Origin of the sequence: Bradyrhizobium sp., assembly GCF_022844465.1 — a bacterium.
GTDB lineage: Bacteria > Pseudomonadota > Alphaproteobacteria > Rhizobiales > Xanthobacteraceae > Bradyrhizobium.
In genome coordinates this window covers 87,560-107,324 of sequence record NZ_JALHLP010000003.1, presented here as the reverse complement: position 1 = coordinate 107,324, position 19,765 = coordinate 87,560, and the positions used below count along the sequence as shown (strand labels likewise).

General features: G+C 62.9%; 17 protein-coding genes. 2 read left to right on the top strand and 15 right to left on the bottom strand.

Annotated elements, in window-relative coordinates; genetic code table 11:
- Positions 1 to 101 precede the first annotated feature (101 nt).
- Positions 102 to 611 (bottom strand): hypothetical protein, encoded by a 510-nt coding sequence (locus Q0D31_RS08635; RefSeq protein ID WP_291848459.1) that lies wholly within the window; start codon positions 609 to 611, stop codon positions 102 to 104.
- Between the two features lie 216 nt (positions 612 to 827).
- On the opposite strand from Q0D31_RS08635, the gene Q0D31_RS08630 reads away from it, so the two are divergent.
- Positions 828 to 2,813 (top strand): acyltransferase family protein, encoded by a 1,986-nt coding sequence (locus tag Q0D31_RS08630; protein WP_291848456.1) that lies wholly within the window; start codon positions 828 to 830, stop codon positions 2,811 to 2,813.
- Positions 2,814 to 2,870: 57 nt separating this feature from the next.
- Here the strand turns inward: Q0D31_RS08630 and Q0D31_RS08625 are convergent, their stop codons facing one another.
- The 11 genes from Q0D31_RS08625 to Q0D31_RS08575 all read right to left on the bottom strand — a co-directional run bounded on the left by Q0D31_RS08625 (position 2,871) and on the right by Q0D31_RS08575 (position 15,031).
- Positions 2,871 to 4,310 (bottom strand): DUF6418 domain-containing protein, encoded by a 1,440-nt coding sequence (locus tag Q0D31_RS08625; protein ID WP_291848453.1) that lies wholly within the window; start codon positions 4,308 to 4,310, stop codon positions 2,871 to 2,873.
- A 42-nt stretch (positions 4,311 to 4,352) separates the two neighbouring features.
- On the bottom strand, positions 4,353 to 5,231 hold the full coding sequence (locus tag Q0D31_RS08620) for a hypothetical protein (RefSeq protein ID WP_291848451.1): 879 nt from the start codon (positions 5,229 to 5,231) through the stop codon (positions 4,353 to 4,355).
- Between the two features lie 95 nt (positions 5,232 to 5,326).
- Positions 5,327 to 6,166: an SDR family oxidoreductase gene (locus tag Q0D31_RS08615; protein WP_291848448.1), complete on the bottom strand. Its 840-nt coding sequence runs from the start codon at positions 6,164 to 6,166 to the stop codon at positions 5,327 to 5,329.
- A 14-nt stretch (positions 6,167 to 6,180) separates the two neighbouring features.
- Positions 6,181 to 6,942, bottom strand: coding sequence for an SDR family NAD(P)-dependent oxidoreductase (locus Q0D31_RS08610; RefSeq protein ID WP_291848445.1), 762 nt, complete (start codon positions 6,940 to 6,942; stop codon positions 6,181 to 6,183).
- Positions 6,939 to 7,736, bottom strand: a complete 798-nt coding sequence (locus Q0D31_RS08605) for a TIM barrel protein (RefSeq protein WP_291848442.1) — start codon at positions 7,734 to 7,736, stop codon at positions 6,939 to 6,941. Before Q0D31_RS08605 ends, Q0D31_RS08610 begins: the two co-directional genes overlap by 4 nt.
- Positions 7,737 to 7,780: 44 nt before the next feature.
- Positions 7,781 to 8,545 carry an SDR family oxidoreductase gene (locus Q0D31_RS08600; protein ID WP_291848439.1) on the bottom strand — a complete coding sequence of 255 codons (765 nt, stop codon included), beginning with the start codon at positions 8,543 to 8,545 and terminating at the stop codon, positions 7,781 to 7,783.
- A complete protein-coding gene (locus tag Q0D31_RS08595) occupies positions 8,538 to 9,239 on the bottom strand; it encodes an acylneuraminate cytidylyltransferase family protein (RefSeq protein WP_291848436.1) in 702 nt (233 codons plus the stop codon). The genes Q0D31_RS08600 and Q0D31_RS08595 overlap by 8 nt, the downstream gene beginning before the upstream one ends.
- On the bottom strand, positions 9,236 to 11,155 hold the full coding sequence (locus Q0D31_RS08590; protein WP_291848433.1) for an N-acetylneuraminate synthase family protein: 1,920 nt from the start codon (positions 11,153 to 11,155) through the stop codon (positions 9,236 to 9,238). The genes Q0D31_RS08595 and Q0D31_RS08590 overlap by 4 nt, the downstream gene beginning before the upstream one ends.
- Positions 11,152 to 12,567, bottom strand: a complete 1,416-nt coding sequence (locus tag Q0D31_RS08585; protein WP_291848430.1) for a CBS domain-containing protein — start codon at positions 12,565 to 12,567, stop codon at positions 11,152 to 11,154. Before Q0D31_RS08585 ends, Q0D31_RS08590 begins: the two co-directional genes overlap by 4 nt.
- Positions 12,568 to 12,719: 152 nt before the next feature.
- Positions 12,720 to 13,745: an NAD-dependent epimerase/dehydratase family protein gene (locus Q0D31_RS08580; protein WP_291848427.1), complete on the bottom strand. Its 1,026-nt coding sequence runs from the start codon at positions 13,743 to 13,745 to the stop codon at positions 12,720 to 12,722.
- A 62-nt stretch (positions 13,746 to 13,807) separates the two neighbouring features.
- On the bottom strand, positions 13,808 to 15,031 hold the full coding sequence (locus Q0D31_RS08575) for an AMP-binding protein (protein ID WP_291848424.1): 1,224 nt from the start codon (positions 15,029 to 15,031) through the stop codon (positions 13,808 to 13,810).
- Positions 15,032 to 15,123: 92 nt separating this feature from the next.
- Here Q0D31_RS08575 and Q0D31_RS08570 point away from each other — a divergent pair, with 92 nt between their 5' ends.
- Complete coding sequence (locus Q0D31_RS08570; RefSeq protein WP_291848419.1) at positions 15,124 to 16,284, top strand: AGE family epimerase/isomerase; 1,161 nt, start codon at positions 15,124 to 15,126, stop codon at positions 16,282 to 16,284.
- Between the two features lie 14 nt (positions 16,285 to 16,298).
- On the opposite strand, the gene Q0D31_RS08565 is transcribed toward Q0D31_RS08570, so the two are convergent.
- The 3 genes from Q0D31_RS08565 to Q0D31_RS08555 form a co-directional block, all read right to left on the bottom strand.
- Positions 16,299 to 17,135: an ABC transporter ATP-binding protein gene (locus Q0D31_RS08565; protein ID WP_291848416.1), complete on the bottom strand. Its 837-nt coding sequence runs from the start codon at positions 17,133 to 17,135 to the stop codon at positions 16,299 to 16,301.
- Positions 17,136 to 17,348: 213 nt separating this feature from the next.
- The gene (locus tag Q0D31_RS08560; RefSeq protein ID WP_291848413.1) at positions 17,349 to 18,629 is read right to left on the bottom strand and encodes an ABC transporter substrate-binding protein; all 1,281 of its coding nucleotides are present in this window, start codon (positions 18,627 to 18,629) and stop codon (positions 17,349 to 17,351) included.
- Positions 18,630 to 18,690: 61 nt separating this feature from the next.
- Positions 18,691 to 19,764, bottom strand: coding sequence for a branched-chain amino acid ABC transporter permease (locus Q0D31_RS08555; RefSeq protein ID WP_291848410.1), 1,074 nt, complete (start codon positions 19,762 to 19,764; stop codon positions 18,691 to 18,693).
- Position 19,765 lies beyond the last annotated feature (1 nt).

Here is a 19,765-nt window from a genome sequence, read left to right as displayed (position 1 = left end):
GTCCATACCGCACTCCGTTGTCCTGGACCATTCGACCGCCCCGGGGAAACTAGCCAGCGGCCAACCACCAAATGGGCATTGGTGGCGTACAGCAACTTCAGTTACTTCAGGAACAGTCTTGCCATCAGGGGCGTGCGTCTGCACTCCTGCGCGGCGGCATCGAGCGTCAGGGGAGGCTTTCTTTCGTCACTGGCGCGGGCGGATGCGGCGACGCTAAAGACGCCAGCGATCGAACCACTGCTTCCGAGCAAATGCGTGCATCCTGCCGTCGTAATCTCATAGAAGTCCCACACCAGCACATTGGATTGTCGGACGATCTGGCTTTGGCCCCAGGGCGACGCAAAACTGTCACCTTGAGTGAATGAGCCCGGGACGCGTATGCCAGCCCTTCGCATCATCTGAAGATCGATCGGCCCGTTGTCGGGGCGTGCACCGAGCAAGGCTGAGCGCTGCTGCGCAATCTGCTTGGCTCCAGCCAATGCGTCCACGGTCTGACTCGTGGCCATGTACTGCATCTGATAATGATCGATGGCAACCCAGACATTCAGGATCAGGAAAACGAGGAGCGCTCCCACTCCAAGCAAATAAGTTCGGCGCGGCGATGGATTCACCAGGTCCCCTTCAAACGTACAAGCCGTTGATAACGTCTATACCAATCACCTCGCGGCCTGTACAAGGCTGGCGTTTCGGCTAAAAGACCACCGAAGAAGAGCGCGGCATTCGCGCGTTGATCGCGGGCGCATTCCGCCAACGGCGCTACCCTTGCCCCATGTAGGTTCGGATGCTAGCGTGCTTCGTCGTTCGACGGGTGCGAATAAGTAGAATTGATGGATGTTCCAGCCAAACTCGGTTACCGCCCCGAGATTGATGGCCTGCGGGCCGTAGCCGTCCTTTCCGTCCTCGCCTTTCACTATGGCGCCCCACTTCGCGGCGGTTTCACTGGCGTCGACGTTTTTTTTGTCATCAGCGGATTCTTGATCACCCAGATTCTGGTGGCAGAAATAACCGCGGGCTCATTCTCTGTTCTTGGTTTCTACGATCGGCGAATGAGGCGCATTCTGCCTGCGCTACTGGTCATGTTGGCGGCAAGCCTGGTAGCTGGTGCATTGCTTCTGTTTCCCGGCGACTACATCGCGCTCGCAGGCAGCAGCGCCAGTGCTGCATTCGGCGCGTCCAACTTCTTCTTTCTGTACAACACGGGATACTTCGACCAAGTCGCCGAACTTATGCCGCTGCTACACACTTGGTCACTCGCCGTCGAGGAACAATTCTACCTGGTCTGGCCATTGCTGCTGTTCGCGCTGGTTGCTGGCCGTGCGCGGGCTTCTGTTGCTGTGATACTCGCCGCAGGCGTGGCGGCCTGTTACATCGGCAGCATTGTCTATTTTCAGTTCGATCCAAAAGGCGCGTTCTATTTGCCGCTTCCCCGCTCATGGGAACTCGGCCTCGGCGCGCTACTCGTCTTCTTGCCACCTCTCTCCCGTCTGGCTAGCGAGACCGCTACCGTGGTTGGACTGGCACTGATCGGTTTCGGTTTCGTGGCGATCTCGCCGATTTACTTTCCAGGAGCGTCCGCCCTATATCCCTGCCTCGGCGCTGCGTTGGTGATTTGGCCGGCAACGGAAAGTACCAATGCAGGTCGCCGCCTCGGTCTGCTCGCGCCGATCGGCCTGATTTCCTACAGCCTCTATCTGTGGCATTGGCCCATTTGGGTATTTTACCGATCCTACATCAACAACGGCAACCCCGGCGTCGTGGGAGCAATCGTTGTGACAGTCGCTTCGATCATCATAGCCACGCTGTCGTATCGCTATGTCGAGCAACCTTTTCGAAAGCGGCGTTGGCCCGCGATGCGCACGGTTTTGTTCGGAATCGCCTGCGTCGCGGTGATTTTTGGCGCGGCAATATATGTCAAGCGCGCCGACGGGTTTCCGGAGCGTCTGCCTGCCGAAGCGCAGGCAATGCGCAGTCGGGACGTTATGTGGGAGTGGCCCTGCAAGGAATCGTCGATTACAGGGGTTCCGGGTGCATATTGTGTCTTCGGAGTTCCTTGGGAGAGCGCAAAGCGGAAGACGATGATTTGGGGCGATAGCCACGCACTCCACTTCGCGCCGGTCGTTGATGCAATCAATACCGACCCCGAGCGTTCATTTCTCACTTTTGCAGGGTGTTCAGCCGTGCTCGGCGGCAAGCTTTCGATAACCTTCATGGGTGGCCCGCAACAAATGGAACGGTGCAGGGAAATGCAGCCGATTGGGCTGAATGTCCTGAAGAACGATCCCGCCATTGACCAGGTGATTTTGACGTCCAACTGGCTCGATTTGCCCGCGCGGATAGGTGCGGGAGATGTCAACGGCGGGCTTGAGTCAATTCGTCGAGAGTTGATCAGGATTATCAACGAGTCGTCGGCTCCGGGACGCGAATTTTTCCTGATCGGAACCGTTCCCGAAATTCCGCAAACTGTCGTCGAGTGTGCCCACACCGGGAGTTCAAAACTCCTCAGAGCCCCCTGCGTTGCCGCGGTTCGTTCGTCAGATGCGGTTGTCGTGATGCAAAAATCGGCTGCAATCGACAACATGTTCAAGGAACTGGCGAAGACGTTGCCCAACGTCTCGGCCGTAATCCCAGCTGAGCGATTGTGCACAAAGGAGTCATGCGACGTCTATATGGACGGCGAGTTCCTTTATGCGGATATCGGTCACATCCGTCGTAACTTGCGTTTGCGGACGAGAAAGGAATTTGCCGAGCGGATTGGGTTGACCGCCGCCCTATCGAACACTCCCGCGCAGCTGCAGCAGTTTCGGACGCCGTGATCATCTTTCAAGACCGATGACGAGCGGGAGGGCCTGGTGATCGTTACCCGGCCATAGTCAAGCCCCAGGAAACCTGCCCGACACGATACTAGCCTTGCCCGGAATCCGAAACAGAGCCCACGGAGCCAGCGGCAGTCCAGCCCGTGCGAGCCTTGCCTCCATCAACAACGCGGCGGCAAGCGCTGCGATCTTGATCCAGTAGACTGGAGTCATGATGAAGTTGAGCATTCCGCCGATATACATCACGTAGAATCCGAACAAGACATACAGCGACAGGAACGCGCTCGCGTAGCGGCCCTGGATAACGCCCTTGACCACTACCGCAGTCAATCCGGCGGCGAGATAGCCCGCCCCGAAAATGAATGGCCATGCTAGAATCGGCCCGAAAAGTTCGAAGAAGATTTCAGGAAACCCGCCGGCGAACTGAAAGCCGCCCGAGATATGCTCGTAGGTCCGCGGCTCCCCGATGGTCGCGAGCATCAGAAACTGCGGGGTAGTGTTCCTGCTCGCATCGAGCGGCGCCTGAAACAGGAAGTCGTAGACGCGATCCGGCTGCCACTGGCCGCCGAAGATCCGCTGATATGAAATCCAGCCGAGTTCGCTCGGCTGGACCAGCAAGCGTTCCCAGAACTGCGAGAGGATCTCGGCCCCTTCGAATTGTCGGACGTTGGAGAGATTGTTGTAGATTGCCACGGCCGAAACGACCGTTACAAGCGTCAAAATCGCGCCGAATGCGATCAGGTCACGGCGTCGAAGCGTCCGTCCGATCCAGAAGAACGGAACTGACGAATGCCTGTTGCCAATTTCTGCGGCGACGACGGCGGCGAGAGGGATCACGAAGAAGCTGCCGAAACTGTAGAAAGCCGAGAACCGGTTTCCGGTCAGGAACATGTAAGCCATCAGCACCACGAGCATTCCAATATAGCGGATGTCGATCCGGCGATTGCGCAGGCTCTCCGCCGCAAACATGACCCCCCACCAGAAGGCGAGAAGATTCCCGTACAGGATCAGCCAGCGATGGGCGCCGCCCGCAATCTCGGCGGTGTAAACGAACCGCTCGATCTCGGCGAACAGCGGGATCGACCCGCTGCGCAAGAGGTCGACGAACAGAAGGCCGAGGAACAGAAGCGAAAGGACGATGGTGACGTCGGAGAGAGTCAGCATTCCCGGCGCCGCACGCGTCCGGTCGGCGCCGGCAAGCCAGTACTGCACAGCTGCGGGGCGCAACAACACGAAGAACGGCATCAGGGTGACAAAGTAGGCCAGAACATGCAACGGTGTCGCCAATCCCGGTCCAATGTAGCGATCGGTTTGCGAGGAGAGGACCGGCCCGGCGAGGTCGATGAACGCGGTCGAGGCCGTGCGCCACACCAGCGTGAACAAGATGAAGAAGAAAGCAAGAAAGATGACGGGCCGGTAGGCCGCGATATACAGCACGCATAGGAGGAGGGCGGCGCCGGAAACCGCGACGGCCATCTGTTCCGGAAACGTAGCCATTCACCGAGGCCTTCCGCCAGCGTCATCGCCGGCCAGGTTTGCTCAATCTTCAGGTGGTCGACGTCGTGGACTGACCGCGATCGTAAGGATGATCATCGCGATGAGCATCCCAGCGCCGGCCAGGAGGGAAGCGCGCAGCCCTTCAATCGAACGGTATGTGATGACAATGCTGTCAGGCTCGTCGCGCAGGACGCTTGGCTCGCTTAGCTGTCGCAACGTGGTGTCGCTGCTCACCAAGGCGTGCAGGTCGCTCCACACCGAGACCACCGTGGCGGGCTTGCGGGCGACCCGAGAATTTGGCGGCCCGATCTTTTCGACCTGCGGCCTGCTGAGGATCCGATCGCTCGGTTTGCCAAAGCGCCTCTCCAACGTGGCGATCCGGTCTTTGTTTCCGTCGATCTTGTCCTGCAATATCCGTATCTGTCGATCCAGAAGCGCGTCGTGCAATTCGGAAACTTCCGCTGCGATCGCACGAAAAGCCGCCCGAACATCGGCGGCTGAGCCCGCGGACAACTCGATAGGTACATCTCGGCCGCTGTTCGGCAAGATTCCGCGCAGGCTTGCAGTCACCATCGCTCGAGAAATCGACGCTGTTACTGGGTCGAATGCGGCCCGCTTGAGTAACTGGTTCTTGAAGGCTGGATCGGACAACCTGGCCACCGTTTGCCGCGGCGTTTCGATGGGCGCGATCGCAGGCCCGCTTCGCTGGGCCAGGAAGCTGCTGGCAGGCGCCAGGCCAATGGTCAGAACGGCGCGACCGCTAAAAATGTCGGTCCGGCTGAATGTTGTCAGGAAGAAGACCAGCACAGCCGTGATGATAACGCACACCGCAATCAGCCGCCTCGAATCCCAGAGCGGCGGCATAACGAACCTGAATACGCTACCCGCATCCGGCGCGGTGCTGGGAAGCCTCAATTTCACGAATCCTCACGTCACTGTCTCAAAGAGCGTTATTTCCCCTTATTCTTAAATGCAAGGGAAACAGGTCAGAAGAGAAGCATGCAACGAAATTCATCTCACCATACGCTCCGGCCGCCGTCCATGATCATGTTCTGGCCGGTCATGTAACTCGATGCGTCCGAGCAGAGGAACTGAATGGCGGCCCGATATTCGTCGACCTGGGCCATCCGCCCCATCGGGATCAGGCGCGTCAGCCGTTCGACGAAAGCCGGATCCTGATGGTTGAAAACGCCGCCCGGCGAGATCGCGTTGACGCGGACGCCCTGGTCCGCCCAGTAGGTCGCGAGGTACTTGGTCAGTCCGATCAGGCCGTGCTTGATGACCGAGTAGGTCACGGGTTTTACCGGCTGCTCTTCGTCCCTGACGATGTCGGCCTGCCGGTACAGCCGCTGGTCCGGCGCGATCACGCCGAGATCGGACGCGATGTTGAGAATCACGCCGCGCCCGCGCCTGGCCATCGCGCCGCCAAAGACCTGCGAGCACAGCATTGCGCCAGTAAGTCCTACCGCGATTTCGGTCTGCCATTGCGGCACCGGAAAGGCCTCGAAACGGGACGAATGCATCACGCCCGGGCTCGATGTGACCTTCGGATCAATCGCGGCGTTGTTGACGAGGATATCGACCATGATCCCGCGGCCGGTGAGATCATCGCCGGCGGTACCGACCGAGGTTGGCGACGTCACGTCGATCACGATGGGCACGAGATCCGCTGAGGGGGTGACGGTCTTTACCGCGGCGATCGTTGCGTCGGCCTGGGCTGATCCGATGTCGCTGACCACCACGCGCGCGCCCGCCTCGACCAGCGCGGCGACGTGTTGGCGTCCCAGCAATCCACCGGCGCCGGTGACGAGCGCGGTGCGTCCTCGCAGGTCGTATCGCGCAAATGCGGCCGTCATGCAGCGCCTCCTTTTCAAGCCCGCAATTGGCCGCCGTCGGCCACGATCACGGTGCCGGTAACGAACGCCGCGCGAGGCGAGACGAGAAAGGCGACGACGTCGGCGACCTCTTCCGGCTTGCCGAGCCGGTGCAGCGGCACTTCGCGTGCCAGCATCTCGTCCACGGCGGATTTGTCCTCGGCAATCCTGCGCATCCAGACACCATCAGGTACAAGAATGTTTCCGGGGGCAACGGCGTTGATGCGGATGCCCTCGCGTGCCAATGGCCGGGCTAGGCCCCGCACGGTTGCATTCAAGGCCGCTTTGGCCGCGGAGTAGGTCACGGGCGCGCCGAGCGCGGCGAGCCCGCAAATCGAGGATACGCAGACGATCGCGCGATCGCCGCTGCCACGGGTCATCACGGGGCGGGCGGCGCTGATGGTGTTGGTGGCGGCGAACAGGTTGACATCCATCACCCGCGACCACTCCGCCGCGGTCTCCGCGCCCGGCGGCACCGAGGTTCCGCTGCCGACGTTGCAGACGAGGATGTCGATCCGGCCCCACTGCTTCTCGACGTCGTTGACCAGCGCCTGCGCGGAACTGGGGTCGGTCACGTCGGCGACATGGAACGAGGCGTCGGGGCCGATTCTTGCGGCGGCCGATTTGAGGCCATCAATGCCGCGCGCCGCCATAGCAACCTTGGCGCCTTCGGCGGCCAGCGTGTCAGCGATCGCAAAGCCGATGCCGCGGCTCGCGCCGACCACCAACGCGATGCGGCCTTCAATCTCGAGTTTCATGGCCTGGCGTCCTCGATCCAACGCACGGTCATGTCGCGATATCCGGCCAGCACCCCGGCATGGTCACCGTCGGCAGCCCGAGCCGTTTGAAGAATGTACTGACCGCGGTAACCGGACTGCTCGATCAGCCGTATGGCTTTGGCCAGGTCCGCCGCGCCCGTGCCGAGCGGCACGGTGGTGCCGCCGCGCAGGCGATCCTTCACATGCACATTGAGAATGCGCGACGCGTAGGCTGAGATTTCCTCGGCACAATCATGACCGAGCGCGGCGCTGTTGCCGATGTCGTAATTGATGCCGAATGCCGCGCGAGGAAAGGCGTCGATGAATCGGGTGAGCGGAGCTGGCGGCAGATCGGATTCGAAGACGATCTTGACGCCCTGCTTCGACAAGGAGGCGGTGCGCTCGAGCAGCACGCGCAGCAAGGTCTCGGCCTGCGCGTCGTTCTCGATCCTGCCGTTGTCGACCAGCGGAATGACGACGAATTCGATGCCGAGCGTAGCGCAGGAGGCAAGGACCAGATCGAGATCGCCCACCAGCGACTTCTGTGTCTCGCCGTCGGTTTTCCAGAACGGCGACTGCATGAAGCAATCGCCGGTCAGGCTGGCTGTCTTGACGCCGTGACGGCGCGAGAGTTCGCGGATTTCCTGCTGCCCTGCCGGGGTATTCAGCGGGTTTTCCGGCAGCCGGTGCTGGTCGATGGTCCATTCGATCCGGGGCAGGCCAAGCGCGCGGGCGCGGGAAAATTCTTCGCGCCATTCGGTCCAGGGGAAAGCCTGGATCTTGCCGTCGACCATGGCCGACAGCCTTCCTTGCATAAAACCGATGCGTTCGAGCGCCGTCACGTCCCGCCGTCCACCCTGATCGCGAGGCCCTTGCTGGTCCAGCCGCCGTCAACGAACAATTCCTGGCCGGTGACATAGGCTGACGCGGACGACGCCAGAAACACGGCAGCGCCGGCCAGATCGTCCGGGTTGCCCCAGCGACCCAGCATGGTGTGGCGGCGGCGCTCCTCATGCATCGCGGGATCGGAGAAGCTTTTTGCCGTCATATCGGTTGCGACATAGCCGGGCGCGAGCGCGTTGACGCGAATGCCGTCGCCGGCATAGTCCGCGGCAAGCGCGCGGGTGAGGCCGGCCAGGCCCGCCTTGGCCGCGACATAGCCGGGGTTTCCGGGAAAGCCGCGCACCGAGTTGATGCTGGTGACATTGATGATGGCGCCGCCGCCGGCCTTCTTCAGCAAGGGATAGGCAGCAAGGATCGTCGCATAGACGCCGCTCAGGTCGATCGCCAGCGTATCGCGGAATCGCTTGAGTTCGCTCGCGGTCGCCGATGCAGGGAGGCTGACGCCTGCCGCATTGACAAGGATGTCGAGCCGTTCGCCGCCGCGCGAAAGGCCGTCGAACACGGCCTGGATCGCGGCGTCATCGGCCAGGTCGCATTTGATCGCCGTGATGGACGCGGGTGCCGTCCCGGTTCGGCTGATGCCGAAAACCTTTGCGCCGCTCGCCTGGAGGCCGACCGCAATTGCGGCGCCGATGCCGCGCGAGGCGCCGGTGACGACGGCGGTCTTGCCCTCAAGGGAGAATGCCGCGGGATTATGCATAGCCGTAGCTGCGCATGATGGCGGCACAGAGCTTGATATCTTCCGGGCGGTCGATCTGGAACATTTTGTGACGCTCCATCAAGTGCATTCCGATCTTGCCGCCGAGCCGGTTGTTCTGTTCGCGCAGCAGCGAGGGGACGAGAACATAGAACGAGCCGTTTTCCAAATACCGCTTTTCGATCTGCTGTCGCATCCGCCGGTTACGAAAATCGTAGTTGATCGGCTCCGGCCCGTTGTCGCCGACGCGCCAGTTGAAGTAGTCCTCGACCTCGCAGACCGAGAGCAGGCTGTCGAGCGCTTCGCGCTCGAACGTAGCGAGCGCCTGCTCGATATCGCCGGGCTCGCGGATCGGCGACGTCGCCTGCAAGGCGACAAGCCGTTCGAACGGGCCAAGCGTTCCATCAAGGTGTTCCAGCGCGTGCAGCCATGCCGATTCCGACGATGCGAGATCGCCGGAGATGTCGTCGGGACGCCGGACTCCGATGGCGCCGGCGGCCTCCGCGGCGGCAAGAATGTCGTCGCTGTCGGAGGAGACCGCGACGACGTCGACGCCACGCGCCGCGGCCGCCTGCAACACGGTCCAGGCAATCAGCGGCTTGCCGCACAGATCGATCAGGTTCTTTTGCGGGATTCCCTTGGATCCGCCACGCGCCGCGATCACGGCCAGCGTTCGCCGGGACGTGTGCCTCGTCATAGGCGACCCTCGAGGCGCTCCAGCGCGGTCCAGAAACCCTTGCCCGTATTCTTGTGGCCCTGCCAGATCTCGGGAATGAACGAAGCGTGCGGCGCGTGCTTGCGCAGGATGGCGCCGACCTGGTCGAAGTCGATCTCGCCCTCGCCGACCTGAAGGCCTTCGCCGTCAAGACCCCTGGCGTCGCCGAGGTGAAGATGGGCGGTATGGGGACCGAGCTGTGCGAGCCCCTCGGCGAAATCGAAGCCGAAATGATTGGCGGCAAGCTTGGTGTGGGAGATGTCAACGCACATCCGCAAGTTATGCCTGGCGCAGAACGCGGCCGATTCGTCCGGAAGAATGAATATGTTCTGGTGACGCTGTCCGCCGAAATGCCATGGGAACGGCGCCATGGTCTGCGGAATCAGTTCGACGCCGTCGAGGTCGAGCTCCGCGAGGCTGGCGGCGAAGATGCGATAGCACTCCGCCTTCCGTTCCGGCGACAGCGGCTTGTCCATCGTGAAGCCGCCGACATTGGCGACGATCGGCGGGCGGCTGGTCCGTGGAAAAAACTTCTTCAGGCCCCGCGTGATGTCGATGACGGCCTGGGTTTGCTGCAGCGAATAGCGGCGCAGGCCTTCGTCCGGGGTCGCCAGATCCATCAGCTTGCTGCCGGCGAACAGCTCGGGTGCATGCACCACGAAGTCCAGTTCGTAACGGCCGGAGAGATAGGCCGCCGGATCGCGCTCCATGTCGCTGTAGCTGAGATGAAACTCGATGATGTCAGGCTGGCAGATTTCGAGGAACCGTTGGGCGTCGTGATAGCGAACCGGCACGCCCCACGGCCGGTCGAAGCGATATCGGCGCGCCGTCGCGGCGCCATCGTCGAGGTCGCTCTGAAAGAAGTAATCGTCCCTGGCCATCGCGCGGCCAATGCGCTTGCCGATCAGGTCGGGCATTCTGAGCGGCGAGAGGCCCTGGCCCGGGCTCCTGACGGCGACGTCGCTGTCGGTGACGACCGTGCCGGCCGGCAGGTCGCGGGCCGCCACCAGGCTCTTGGCAAGGTTCTCGCGGTTGATCAGTTCGCCCTGGCTCAGCGCACGCGCGGCAAGCTTGTCGCCGCGCGCGGCTTCCAACTCGCGAATGCCAGATACCAGCGCCTTGAACTCCCCGGGCTCGAGACTGGCGGCGTGGTCGGGGCCCTCCATCTCGCGATCGAGCGTGATGTGGCGCTCGATCACGACCGCGCCCATGGCGACCGCGCCGATCGAAACCGCAGTCCCGCGCTCGTGGCCGGAATAGCCAACCAGGGGATGTATTTCCCGCAACGTTTCCATGAAGCGCAGGTGAATGTTGTGGAGTGCCGCGGGGTAGGTGCTCTGGCAATGCAGCAGCACGTATTGCGCCGAACGGGCGTCGAGAAAGTTCGCCGCCGCGCGTATTTCATCTGATGTGCTCATGCCGGTCGAGACGATCAGCGGCTTCCCGGTGGCGACCAGCCTTGCCAACAGGGGCAGGTTGGTCAGGTCGGCGGAGGCGACCTTGTAGGCCTGAACCCCGAATGTCTCGAGGGTGGCGACGCTTGACGCATCCCAGGGCGTGCAGAGGTATTGAATTCCTTTGAAGGCGCAATAGGCCGCCATGCGGCGCTGCTGATCGGTGGTCAGTTCGAAACGACGCAACAGGTCGAGGGTGTATTCGACGGCGAGGTCGTCGTCTTTTCCCGAAAGACTCGACGCGCGGTAAACCTCGTCCAGCTTGCGCATCTGGAACTTGGCGCAATCAGCGCCGGCTGCGACCGCGGCGTCGACCAGCGCAATGGCGCGATCGACATCGCCGTTGTGGTTGTTGCCGACTTCGGCGATGACGTAGCAGGGTTGGCCGTCGCCGATCGAACGCTCGCCAATCCGGATCGCAGCCGCACGGGTGGTTGAGTTCATGGACGGTCTCGGTATGCCTGGTTCTGCGCGCCATAGCGCTTCGGTGCGCCGGGGATTCGAGACTTCCAGGTTCGCAAGCCGGTTTCCTCGAACGCGATACGGGAGCAGGACAGGCCGTTGTGCTCAAGCGCCGTAATCAATGGATAGCGGTGGAACGGGCGGACGAAGAAGATGAAATAACCGCCGCCGCCGGCGCCCAGGAGCTTGCCGCCGACCGCGCCGTTGGCTTTCGCTAGATCATAGATCGCATCCAGTTCGCTGGAAGTGATGAGCGAACTCATGCTGCGCTTGGCATGCCATGCCTCGTCGATCAGGCGGCCGCACTCCAGCAACTGTCCGCGCAGCAGGTGATGCCGGATTTCGCGCGTCACCTGCTTCTGCCGGGCTGCGGCTGCCACCGCGGCGCTGGTTTCGTGCTGCTCTTTCTGGTCCCGATGAATCGAACCGGATTCATGGTTGAAGCCCGTGTAGCACAGCACCAGGCTTTCCTCGAGTTCGGCGATGATGTTGGGCTCGAGGCGGAGCGGCACGATGGTGTTCTGCTCCGACGAGAACTCCATGTGATTGAAGCCGCCGAAAACCGTGGCGTACTGGTCCTGCCAGCCGCCGGGAATGTTCAGCATCAACCGCTCGGCCTGAAAGGCCATTTCCGCGATCTCGTGGCGGTCCCATCGATCAGATCGGAATTCGTTGAAGCAGCCGATGATGGCGGACGACACCACCGCCGAACCGCCGAGGCCCGAACCCACCGGAAAGTCGGCCGATACGTCGAGATCGAAACCGTAGGCCGGCTGGATCAGTCGGATCACCGATTTGATCAGCGCCAGTTCGCCTTCGCTGCCAAGCTTGGCGAGATTGTCGGCCTCGACCGTGGAGCGGAAGTCATGGGAGTAGATCTTGATCCGGTTGTCGTTTCGCCGCCGCAGCGTTGCATGCGCGTACATCGCAATGGTGGCGTTGATGACGGAGCCGCCGTCATTGTCGACGAAATAGTGGGTGAGATCGGTGCCGCCGCCCGAGAAGCTGATTCGTACCGGTGAACGGGCGCGGGCGAATACTTCGCCTTCCTCGCCGAGATTGAACAGGTCACGGCTGAACACGTCCACCAGCCGCCCGTCGGCGTCGAGGATAGGGACGACGTGTACCCGCTGGTCCAGCAGCTTGAGTATCTGTTCGCGAGCTGCGCCGGCGCGCGCCCAGACGAAGTCACGGTTGATGCAGCTTGAGACCTCGCCCTGGATCGATATGCCGGTCAGCAGCCGGCGGCGGATGTCGCCGTCCGTGACGGCTCCGATGACGCGCCCCTGCGCGTCACGGGCGAACAGGATTCCCAGCATGTTGGCGTTGAGCCGCTGGAATGCCTGCTCGATCGTGTCGTTTTCAGCGATGGTGAGGTGGCTGTTGTCTGGCAATCTGGCGGGTCCAAAGGGGCAACCGGTTCCGGCTTCTTGCCCGAAAACGCCTCTATTTTCGGATTGTTAGATACGGCAGGGGAGGTGATCGTGCAAGGCTCCCATCGGCCCATGAACGGCCCCGGGGCGCGTCCGTTTCCAAAGCGAATCGGTCAGGACGGCTCCCAGCCGATCGCAAGCAGCTTGGTCGGTGGGGCCACAAGGGGCTGGCCAATTCGTTGCCAAACCGTGCCCTGGCCGGCGGCCTTGAGCGCGGCCTTGATCCAACCCGGGGGTACCGGCATCAGCCAGGCAGGCCTGCCGAGGCTTTCGCGATAGCGCGCGATGAGGTCTGCGACCGTGACCGGCCCAGGATCCGAGACGATGAAGGTTTCTCCCCGTGCGTGCGGACTGTTTAGCGCCGTCGCCACGGCCGAGCAAAAATTCCGGATCGACAAGACGGATCGCGGCGCGACCAGCGCCCCGAAGGGGAGCGGGACCGGCAGGCGCGAAAGCCGGTGGATGGTCGCAAAGTTTCCCTTCTCGCCGTGGCCATAGATCACGACCGGGCGCAGGATAGTGAACGAAATGCCTGCGGCGCGGATCGCCTGTTCGGCGGCGAGCTTGGATCGTCCGTACGCATTGACCGGCGCCGGAGGGTCATCCTCGGTCAGTTCATGATCGGCAGAGGAGCCCGACTGGGCTGCGATCGATGAAACGAATACCAGGTGTTTTTCGCCGCTGCGTGATATTGCCTGCGCCAGCGCCGCGGTCGCGCGATGAATGACGCGGTCGAAGATCTCGTCGTCGACAACCTTGTGGGCGACGCCTGCAAGGTGAACCACGGCGTCGCATTGTTCCAAAAGCGGTTGCCAGTCGAACGACTGCGAGAGATCCGGAAGTGGCGCGACGGCGATGTTCGGATCGTCGAAAGCGGCCGCCTCCCGCGAGGCGGCGATCACCCGGTAGCCCAGTGAGCAAAGATAGGGAACGAGATGCCGCCCCACGAAGCCGCCGGCGCCCGTCACGAGCACCCTCGGCTTTTCCTTCTTGCTAGTCATCCGCTCTCCGGACGGGTCGTCAGCAGTTGCCGGTCGTGACATCATCGGCTCGGCGACGTTGTCTCGTCGCGGCTGGTTTTCCGGCTGTGTGAAATCTGCAAGACAAGCTCGGAGTTTGAGGTCGATTGACGCCGACATTCGCAATATAGCCGCCCTGACTGCCTTGGGGCAACCGAGGGTTCAGCGATGAATGGCGCGCCTTAACGCTCGTCCGAGATCACCTTGCCGTCGTTCGGCAGCGAGGCTGCAGCGACCAGTTCGACCTTGCCGCCGAGTTTCGTCACCGCGCGCAGGCTCGCGGCCAGTTCGTTCTGAAGGTTTTCGCCGGGCGAGGCCGTCTCCGCCTTCAGCGTCATCAGATCATTCTCGCCGGATCGCGTCACGACGAGGCGGAGCCGCCCAATCCCGGGATGGCGCTTGCCGATCTCGGCGATCTGCTCGGGCCGCACGAACATGCCCTTGACCTTGGTGGTCTGGTCGGCGCGGCCCATCCAGCCCTTGATGCGCATGTTGGTGCGCCCGCATGGGCTTATCCCCGGCAGCGCTGCAGTGAGATCGCCGAGCGCGAGCCGGATCCAGGGATGATGCGGGTCGAGCGAGGTGACAACGATTTCGCCGACGTCACCGGGTGCGACCGGATCGCCGGTGCCGGGCCGCACGATCTCCATGATCAGGTCCTCGTTGACGACCATGCCCTCGCGCGCCGGGGTCTCGAACGCGACCATGCCGAGGTCGGCGGTGCCGAACGCCTGATAGGCCTCGACGCCGCGCGACCTGACTTCGTCCTGCAGCGATTTCGGAAAGGCCGCGCCGGATACCAGCGCCCGCTTGATCGAGGAGACGTCGCGGCCCGTGCTTGCGGCCGCGTCCAGCAATATCTTGAGGAAATCCGGCGTCCCGCTATAGCCGACCGGCCGATAGGCCTCGATCAGCTCGAATTGCTGTTCGGTATTACCGGGGCCCGCCGGGATCACGGCGCAGCCGAGCGCCCGCGCCGAGGCGTCGAAAATGAAGCCGCCAGGCGTCAAATGGTAGCTGAACGTGTTCAGCACCACGTTGCCAGGCCGGAAGCCGGCGGCAAACAGCGCCCGCGCGCCGCGCCAGGGGTCGGCATGCAAAGGCTCGGGTTCGAAAATCGGGCCCGGAGAGGTAAACAATCGTCCGAATGATCCCGGAGACGCCGTCACGAAACCGCCAAAGGGCGGAGCGGCCTTGTGCAGGGCAGGGAGGTCCGACTTGCGCAGCACCGGCAAGCGCGCCAGTTCGGCCCGGCTTGTCACCGCAGCCGGGTTGACGCCTTTCAGGCGTTCGGCATAGGCCGGTGCGGCCATCGCCTTGCGCAGGATGTCCGGGAGCCGCGAAAACAGCTCCGCCTCGCGCTGGGCCGGGTCGCGCGTCTCGAGCGCGTCGTAGTGGTCGCTCATGGCTAGTACCCAAAGTTGGCGCCGATTGCGTGCCGCCCCGGACGTGGTATCAGACGGCGGCTACCGGGTTGGCCGATGTTCCAGGGGACGCAATGGCTGAAGGACCTACCGCTGCCACAGCAGATCCCGGCCTTTACGCCGATATCGTCGGCAAGCTGAAGCTTCGCATGATCGAGCGATGCTTGCCGCTGTGGTCCGGCGAAGGCTGGGACAACCAGGCGGGCGGCTTTGTCGATCGGCTCGATCCGGACGGCCGCGCCGATGCGTCGGCGCCGCGGCGGGTTTTCGTGCAGGCGCGCCAGATCTATTGCTTTGCCAGGGCGGCGCAACTGGACTGGTATCCGGATGGCCGCGCGATCGCGCTGAAGGGACTTGATCACCTGCTGGCCAAGGCGAAAGCCCCCGACGGCAGGCCGGGCTTTGTCCACACGCTGAATCCGGACAGCACGGTGCTGGATGCGCGGCGCGACTCCTACGACCACGCCTTTGTGCTGCTGGCGCTGGCCACTGTCTACGGGCTCGAGCCCGACGCCCAGATCCGTTCCGAGATCGACGGACTGTGCCATTTCCTCGACACCCAGCTTCGCTCGCCTCACGGCGGCGTTGTCGAAGGGTTGCCGGCGTCGATGCCACGGCGACAGAATCCGCACATGCATCTGTTCGAGGCCATGATCGCGGCGTTCGACGCCACGCATGATGCGGTGTTCCAGAACCGGGCCGGTGATTTCTTCGCGCTGTTCCTGGCCAACCTCTATGACAAGCAGCGGCAGGTGCTCGGCGAGTATTTCGAGGAGGACTGGTCGAGGATCGAGCCGGTCAGCGTCGAGCCGGGGCACCAGGCCGAATGGGCCTGGCTCTTGAAGGGTTTTGAACGCATCACGGGCTGCCCGACCGGCCGCTACCGCGGCGAATTGCTGGCCTCGGCGCTGCGCTATCGTGACGCCGCGACCGGCTGCCTGGTCGATCTCGGCGACGCCAGCGGCAAGATCAAGCGGCATACCCGGCGGCTGTGGCCGCAGACCGAAATCGCCAAGGCTTGGATCGCGCAGGCCGAGGCCGGCGAGGCGGGCGCCGCGGACGAAGCCCGCGCGGCATTGGCGCGGCTCGAACGGCATTACCTCAGCCATCCCGTTGCCGGCGGCTGGTACGACCAATTCGACCGCGACGGCAACTCGCTGGTCGCCACCATCCCGGCGTCCTCGTTCTACCATGTGCTTTGCGCGGTCAGCGAAGCGGAGCAGGTGCTCGGCTGACAATCTGGCGGCGCTCACAGCCACCGCTTTCGCCGCTTGAAACTTTTCAGGTTCTTGAAACTCTTGCGCTGGTCGCCGGCGCCGCCAAGGTAGAACTCCTTGACGTCCTCATTGTTGCGCAACTCCTCGGCCGTGCCGTCGAGCACGACCTTGCCCTGCTCCATGATGTAGCCGTGGCTCGCGACGGAAAGGGCGGCGCGCGCATTCTGCTCCACCAGCAGGATGGTGACGCCGAGGTCGCGGTTGATCTCGCTGATGATCGCGAACACTTCCTTGACGAGGAGGGGCGAAAGCCCCATCGACGGCTCGTCCATCAGGATCATCTTAGGTCGCGCCATCAGCGCGCGGCCGATCGCCAGCATCTGCTGTTCGCCGCCGGACAAATAGCCGGCCAGCCCGGTGCGCTCCTTGAGGCGCGGGAAATACCGGAACACCATGTCGATGTCGCCGGCGATCCCGTCGTCGGTGCGGGTAAAGGCGCCGAGCTTCAAATTCTCGATCGACGTCATGTCGGAAATGATGCGGCGGCCTTCCATCACCTGAAAGACGCCGCGGCGGACGATCTTGTCGGGATCGATGCCGTTGATGCGCTCGCCGTCGAAGACGATCTCGCCGCGGATGACCTCGCCATCCTCGGTCTTGAGCAGTCCTGAGATCGCCTTCAGCGTCGTCGATTTGCCGGCGCCATTGGCGCCAAGCAGCGCTACGATGGCGCCCTTCGGCACCTCGAGGCTCAGGCCACGCAGCACCAGGATGACCTTGTCATAGACCACCTCGATGTTGCGGACGCTGAGGAGCGCCCCTGTGGCTTGTGCCGGTGTGCGACGATTGACTTCGGTCGTTTCAGTCATGTTTCTCGATCCGGGAGTTATTAGGGGAGCGAGTCCTTTGCTCCATCCACTGCCGTCATCACCCGCGCTTGTGCGCAATTGCGCACTGGGGCGGGCGATCCAGTATTCCAGAGGAGCCTGCGATCGACCGATACGCCGCGGCGTACTGGATCCCCCGCTTTCGCGGGGGATGACAGTTGAGCGTTGAAGCGCCTACAGGCGCTTCTTCTGACTTCACCAGCCGAGCCACTCGGCCTTGCGCGGCAGGTCGATCGTCTTCACCTTGTCGAGCTTGATGCCGCCGTTCTTGACGAGGTCATTGAGCGGGGCGTCGGTCGCGCCGGCGATCTTCATGCGATAGAGATCGACCTTGAGCGTGCCGCGGTGGTCCTTCTCGGTGAAGGTCGAGGGGTTGCAGACGCCCTCCGATCCGGCCGGCACCCAATCCTTTTTCTGATAGAAGCCCTTCTTGACGTTCTCGCCGGTGGCGCCGCCGTTCTTGGCGGCCCATTCGACGGCTTCTTTCAAGTAGAGCGCGGTGCAGATTCCGGCGAGGTAATGCACCGGACGGTAGGCCGTTCCGGCCGCGTCCGACATCTTGGATATTTCCATCATGGTCTTCATGCCAGGAGCGTTGCCGCCCCATGCCACCGCGGTGCGCAGCGGGAACACCACGCCATCGGCGGCGGCGCCGGCGGCCTTGGCCGCGTTCTCGTCCATGCCCCAGACGTTGCCGAGGAACTGGACGTCGACGCCCGCCGCCTTGCAGGCGTTGAGCACGGAGATGTTCGAGCCGGCGGTGTTGCCGAGATAGGCATAGTTCGCCCCGGAGCTCTTCAAGGTCAGGCACTGCGCGCTGTAGTCGCCGGGCGTCAACGCAAACACGATCGGCGGCAACAGATCGAAGCCGAGTTCGGCGGCAATGGCTTCACCGGCGGCTTTCGGTGCGTTTGGATAGGGATGGTTGGCTCCCATGTGAACGTATTTCGGCTTGCCGGGCTTGCCCTTGGCCTTCCAGTCGTCCGCGGCCCAGGTCAGCATGCCGCGAACCGCGTCCGAATAGCTCGGGCCATAGAAGAAATTGTAGGGCGCGGGCTTCGCCTTGCCGCCGGCGCCGGTCGGGTCGGAGAGCGCTGCGGCGTAGGACGCCGAAATGTCGGGGATCTTGTCCTCGGCAAGGAATGCCGTGAGCGCTTCGGTGTCGGCGGTGCCCCAGCCGAGAATGGCGGCGACCTTGTCGGCGCCTGACCATTTCTTGTACTGGGCGATCGCGCGCGGCACCTGATAGCCATAGTCGACGGTATCGAGGTTGACCTTGGCGCCGTTGATGCCGCCGTTCTTGTTGATCCAGGCGTAGGTGTCCGCCACACCCTGCCCGAACGGCGTTCCGACGTCCGAGGTGGGGCCCGAATAGTCGGTCAGGTGTCCCAGTGCAATCTGGGCCTGGGACGTCGTCGCAGCGCTCGCCAGCAGCAGCGCCAGCGAGGCGGTGTTCAGCAGCGTCTTCATCTTCATGGCCGTAATCCTCCGGTTTGCTTCTCGAGGTCTCTCATTGTCCGTTGGTCCCGTTCCGACCTCAATGCGAGAACGGGTAGAGTTTCCAGTACGCCTTGATCTGCCGCCAGCGGTGGGCAAGCCCATCCGGTTCGAAAACCAGGAAGACGATGATGATGATGCCGATCGCCATCTCGCGCAGGAACGCGATGTTGTTCTTCAGTCCCAGAAACTGGTCGATCGCGCTGCCGCGCAGCGCGACGCTCAGCCATTCCATCGATTCCGGCAGCAGCACCATGAAGGCCGTTCCCATCAGCGTGCCCATGATCGAGCCGAGCCCGCCGATGATGATCATCGCCAGGAAGATGATCGAGCGATCGATTCCGAAGCCTTCGTTTGAAACCACCTGGTTGTAATGCGCATAGAGCGCGCCGCCGACGCCGGCAAAGAAAGCCGCGAGGCCGAACGACAGCGTGCGGTACTTGGTCAGGTTTATGCCCATCATCTCGGCGGACAGGTAGTGATCGCGCACCGCGATCAGCGCTCTCCCGTCTCGTGAACGGATCAGATTCGTGACCAGCAGGTAGCAGACGACGACATAGGCCAGCACGACATAGAAGTACTTCTTGTCGCCGCGCAGCGAAAAGCCCAAGATCGAGAACGGCTCGGCGCTGGCCGGAACGCTGCCGCCGGTGAACCATTCCGCGCGCGCGAAGAAGTCGAGCAGGATGTACTGCGCCGCCAGCGTGGCGATCGCCAGATAGAGCCCCTTCAGCCGCGCCGCGGGCAGGCCGAAGACCAGTCCGACTGCCGCCGTCACGATGCCAGCGAGCGGAATGCAGAAGAACACGGGGATGCCGAACCGATTCGAGAGATAGGCTGATGTGAAGGCGCCGAAACCGAAGAATGCGGCATGGCCGATCGAGATCTGGCCGGTGAAACCGACGACGATGTTGAGGCCGAGCGCGGCGATGCCGAAGATCCCGATCTGGATCAGCAGGCTGAGGCTGTATTCGTTGAGGACATGCGGCGCAAAGCAGATGAGCACGATGCCGGCGATCATGGCGTTGCGGCTGGTCGCGGTCGGAAACACGGTGGTGTCGGCCGCGTAGCTGGTGCGGAAATCGCCGGCGGGAATGAGGGTCGGGCCTGCCATT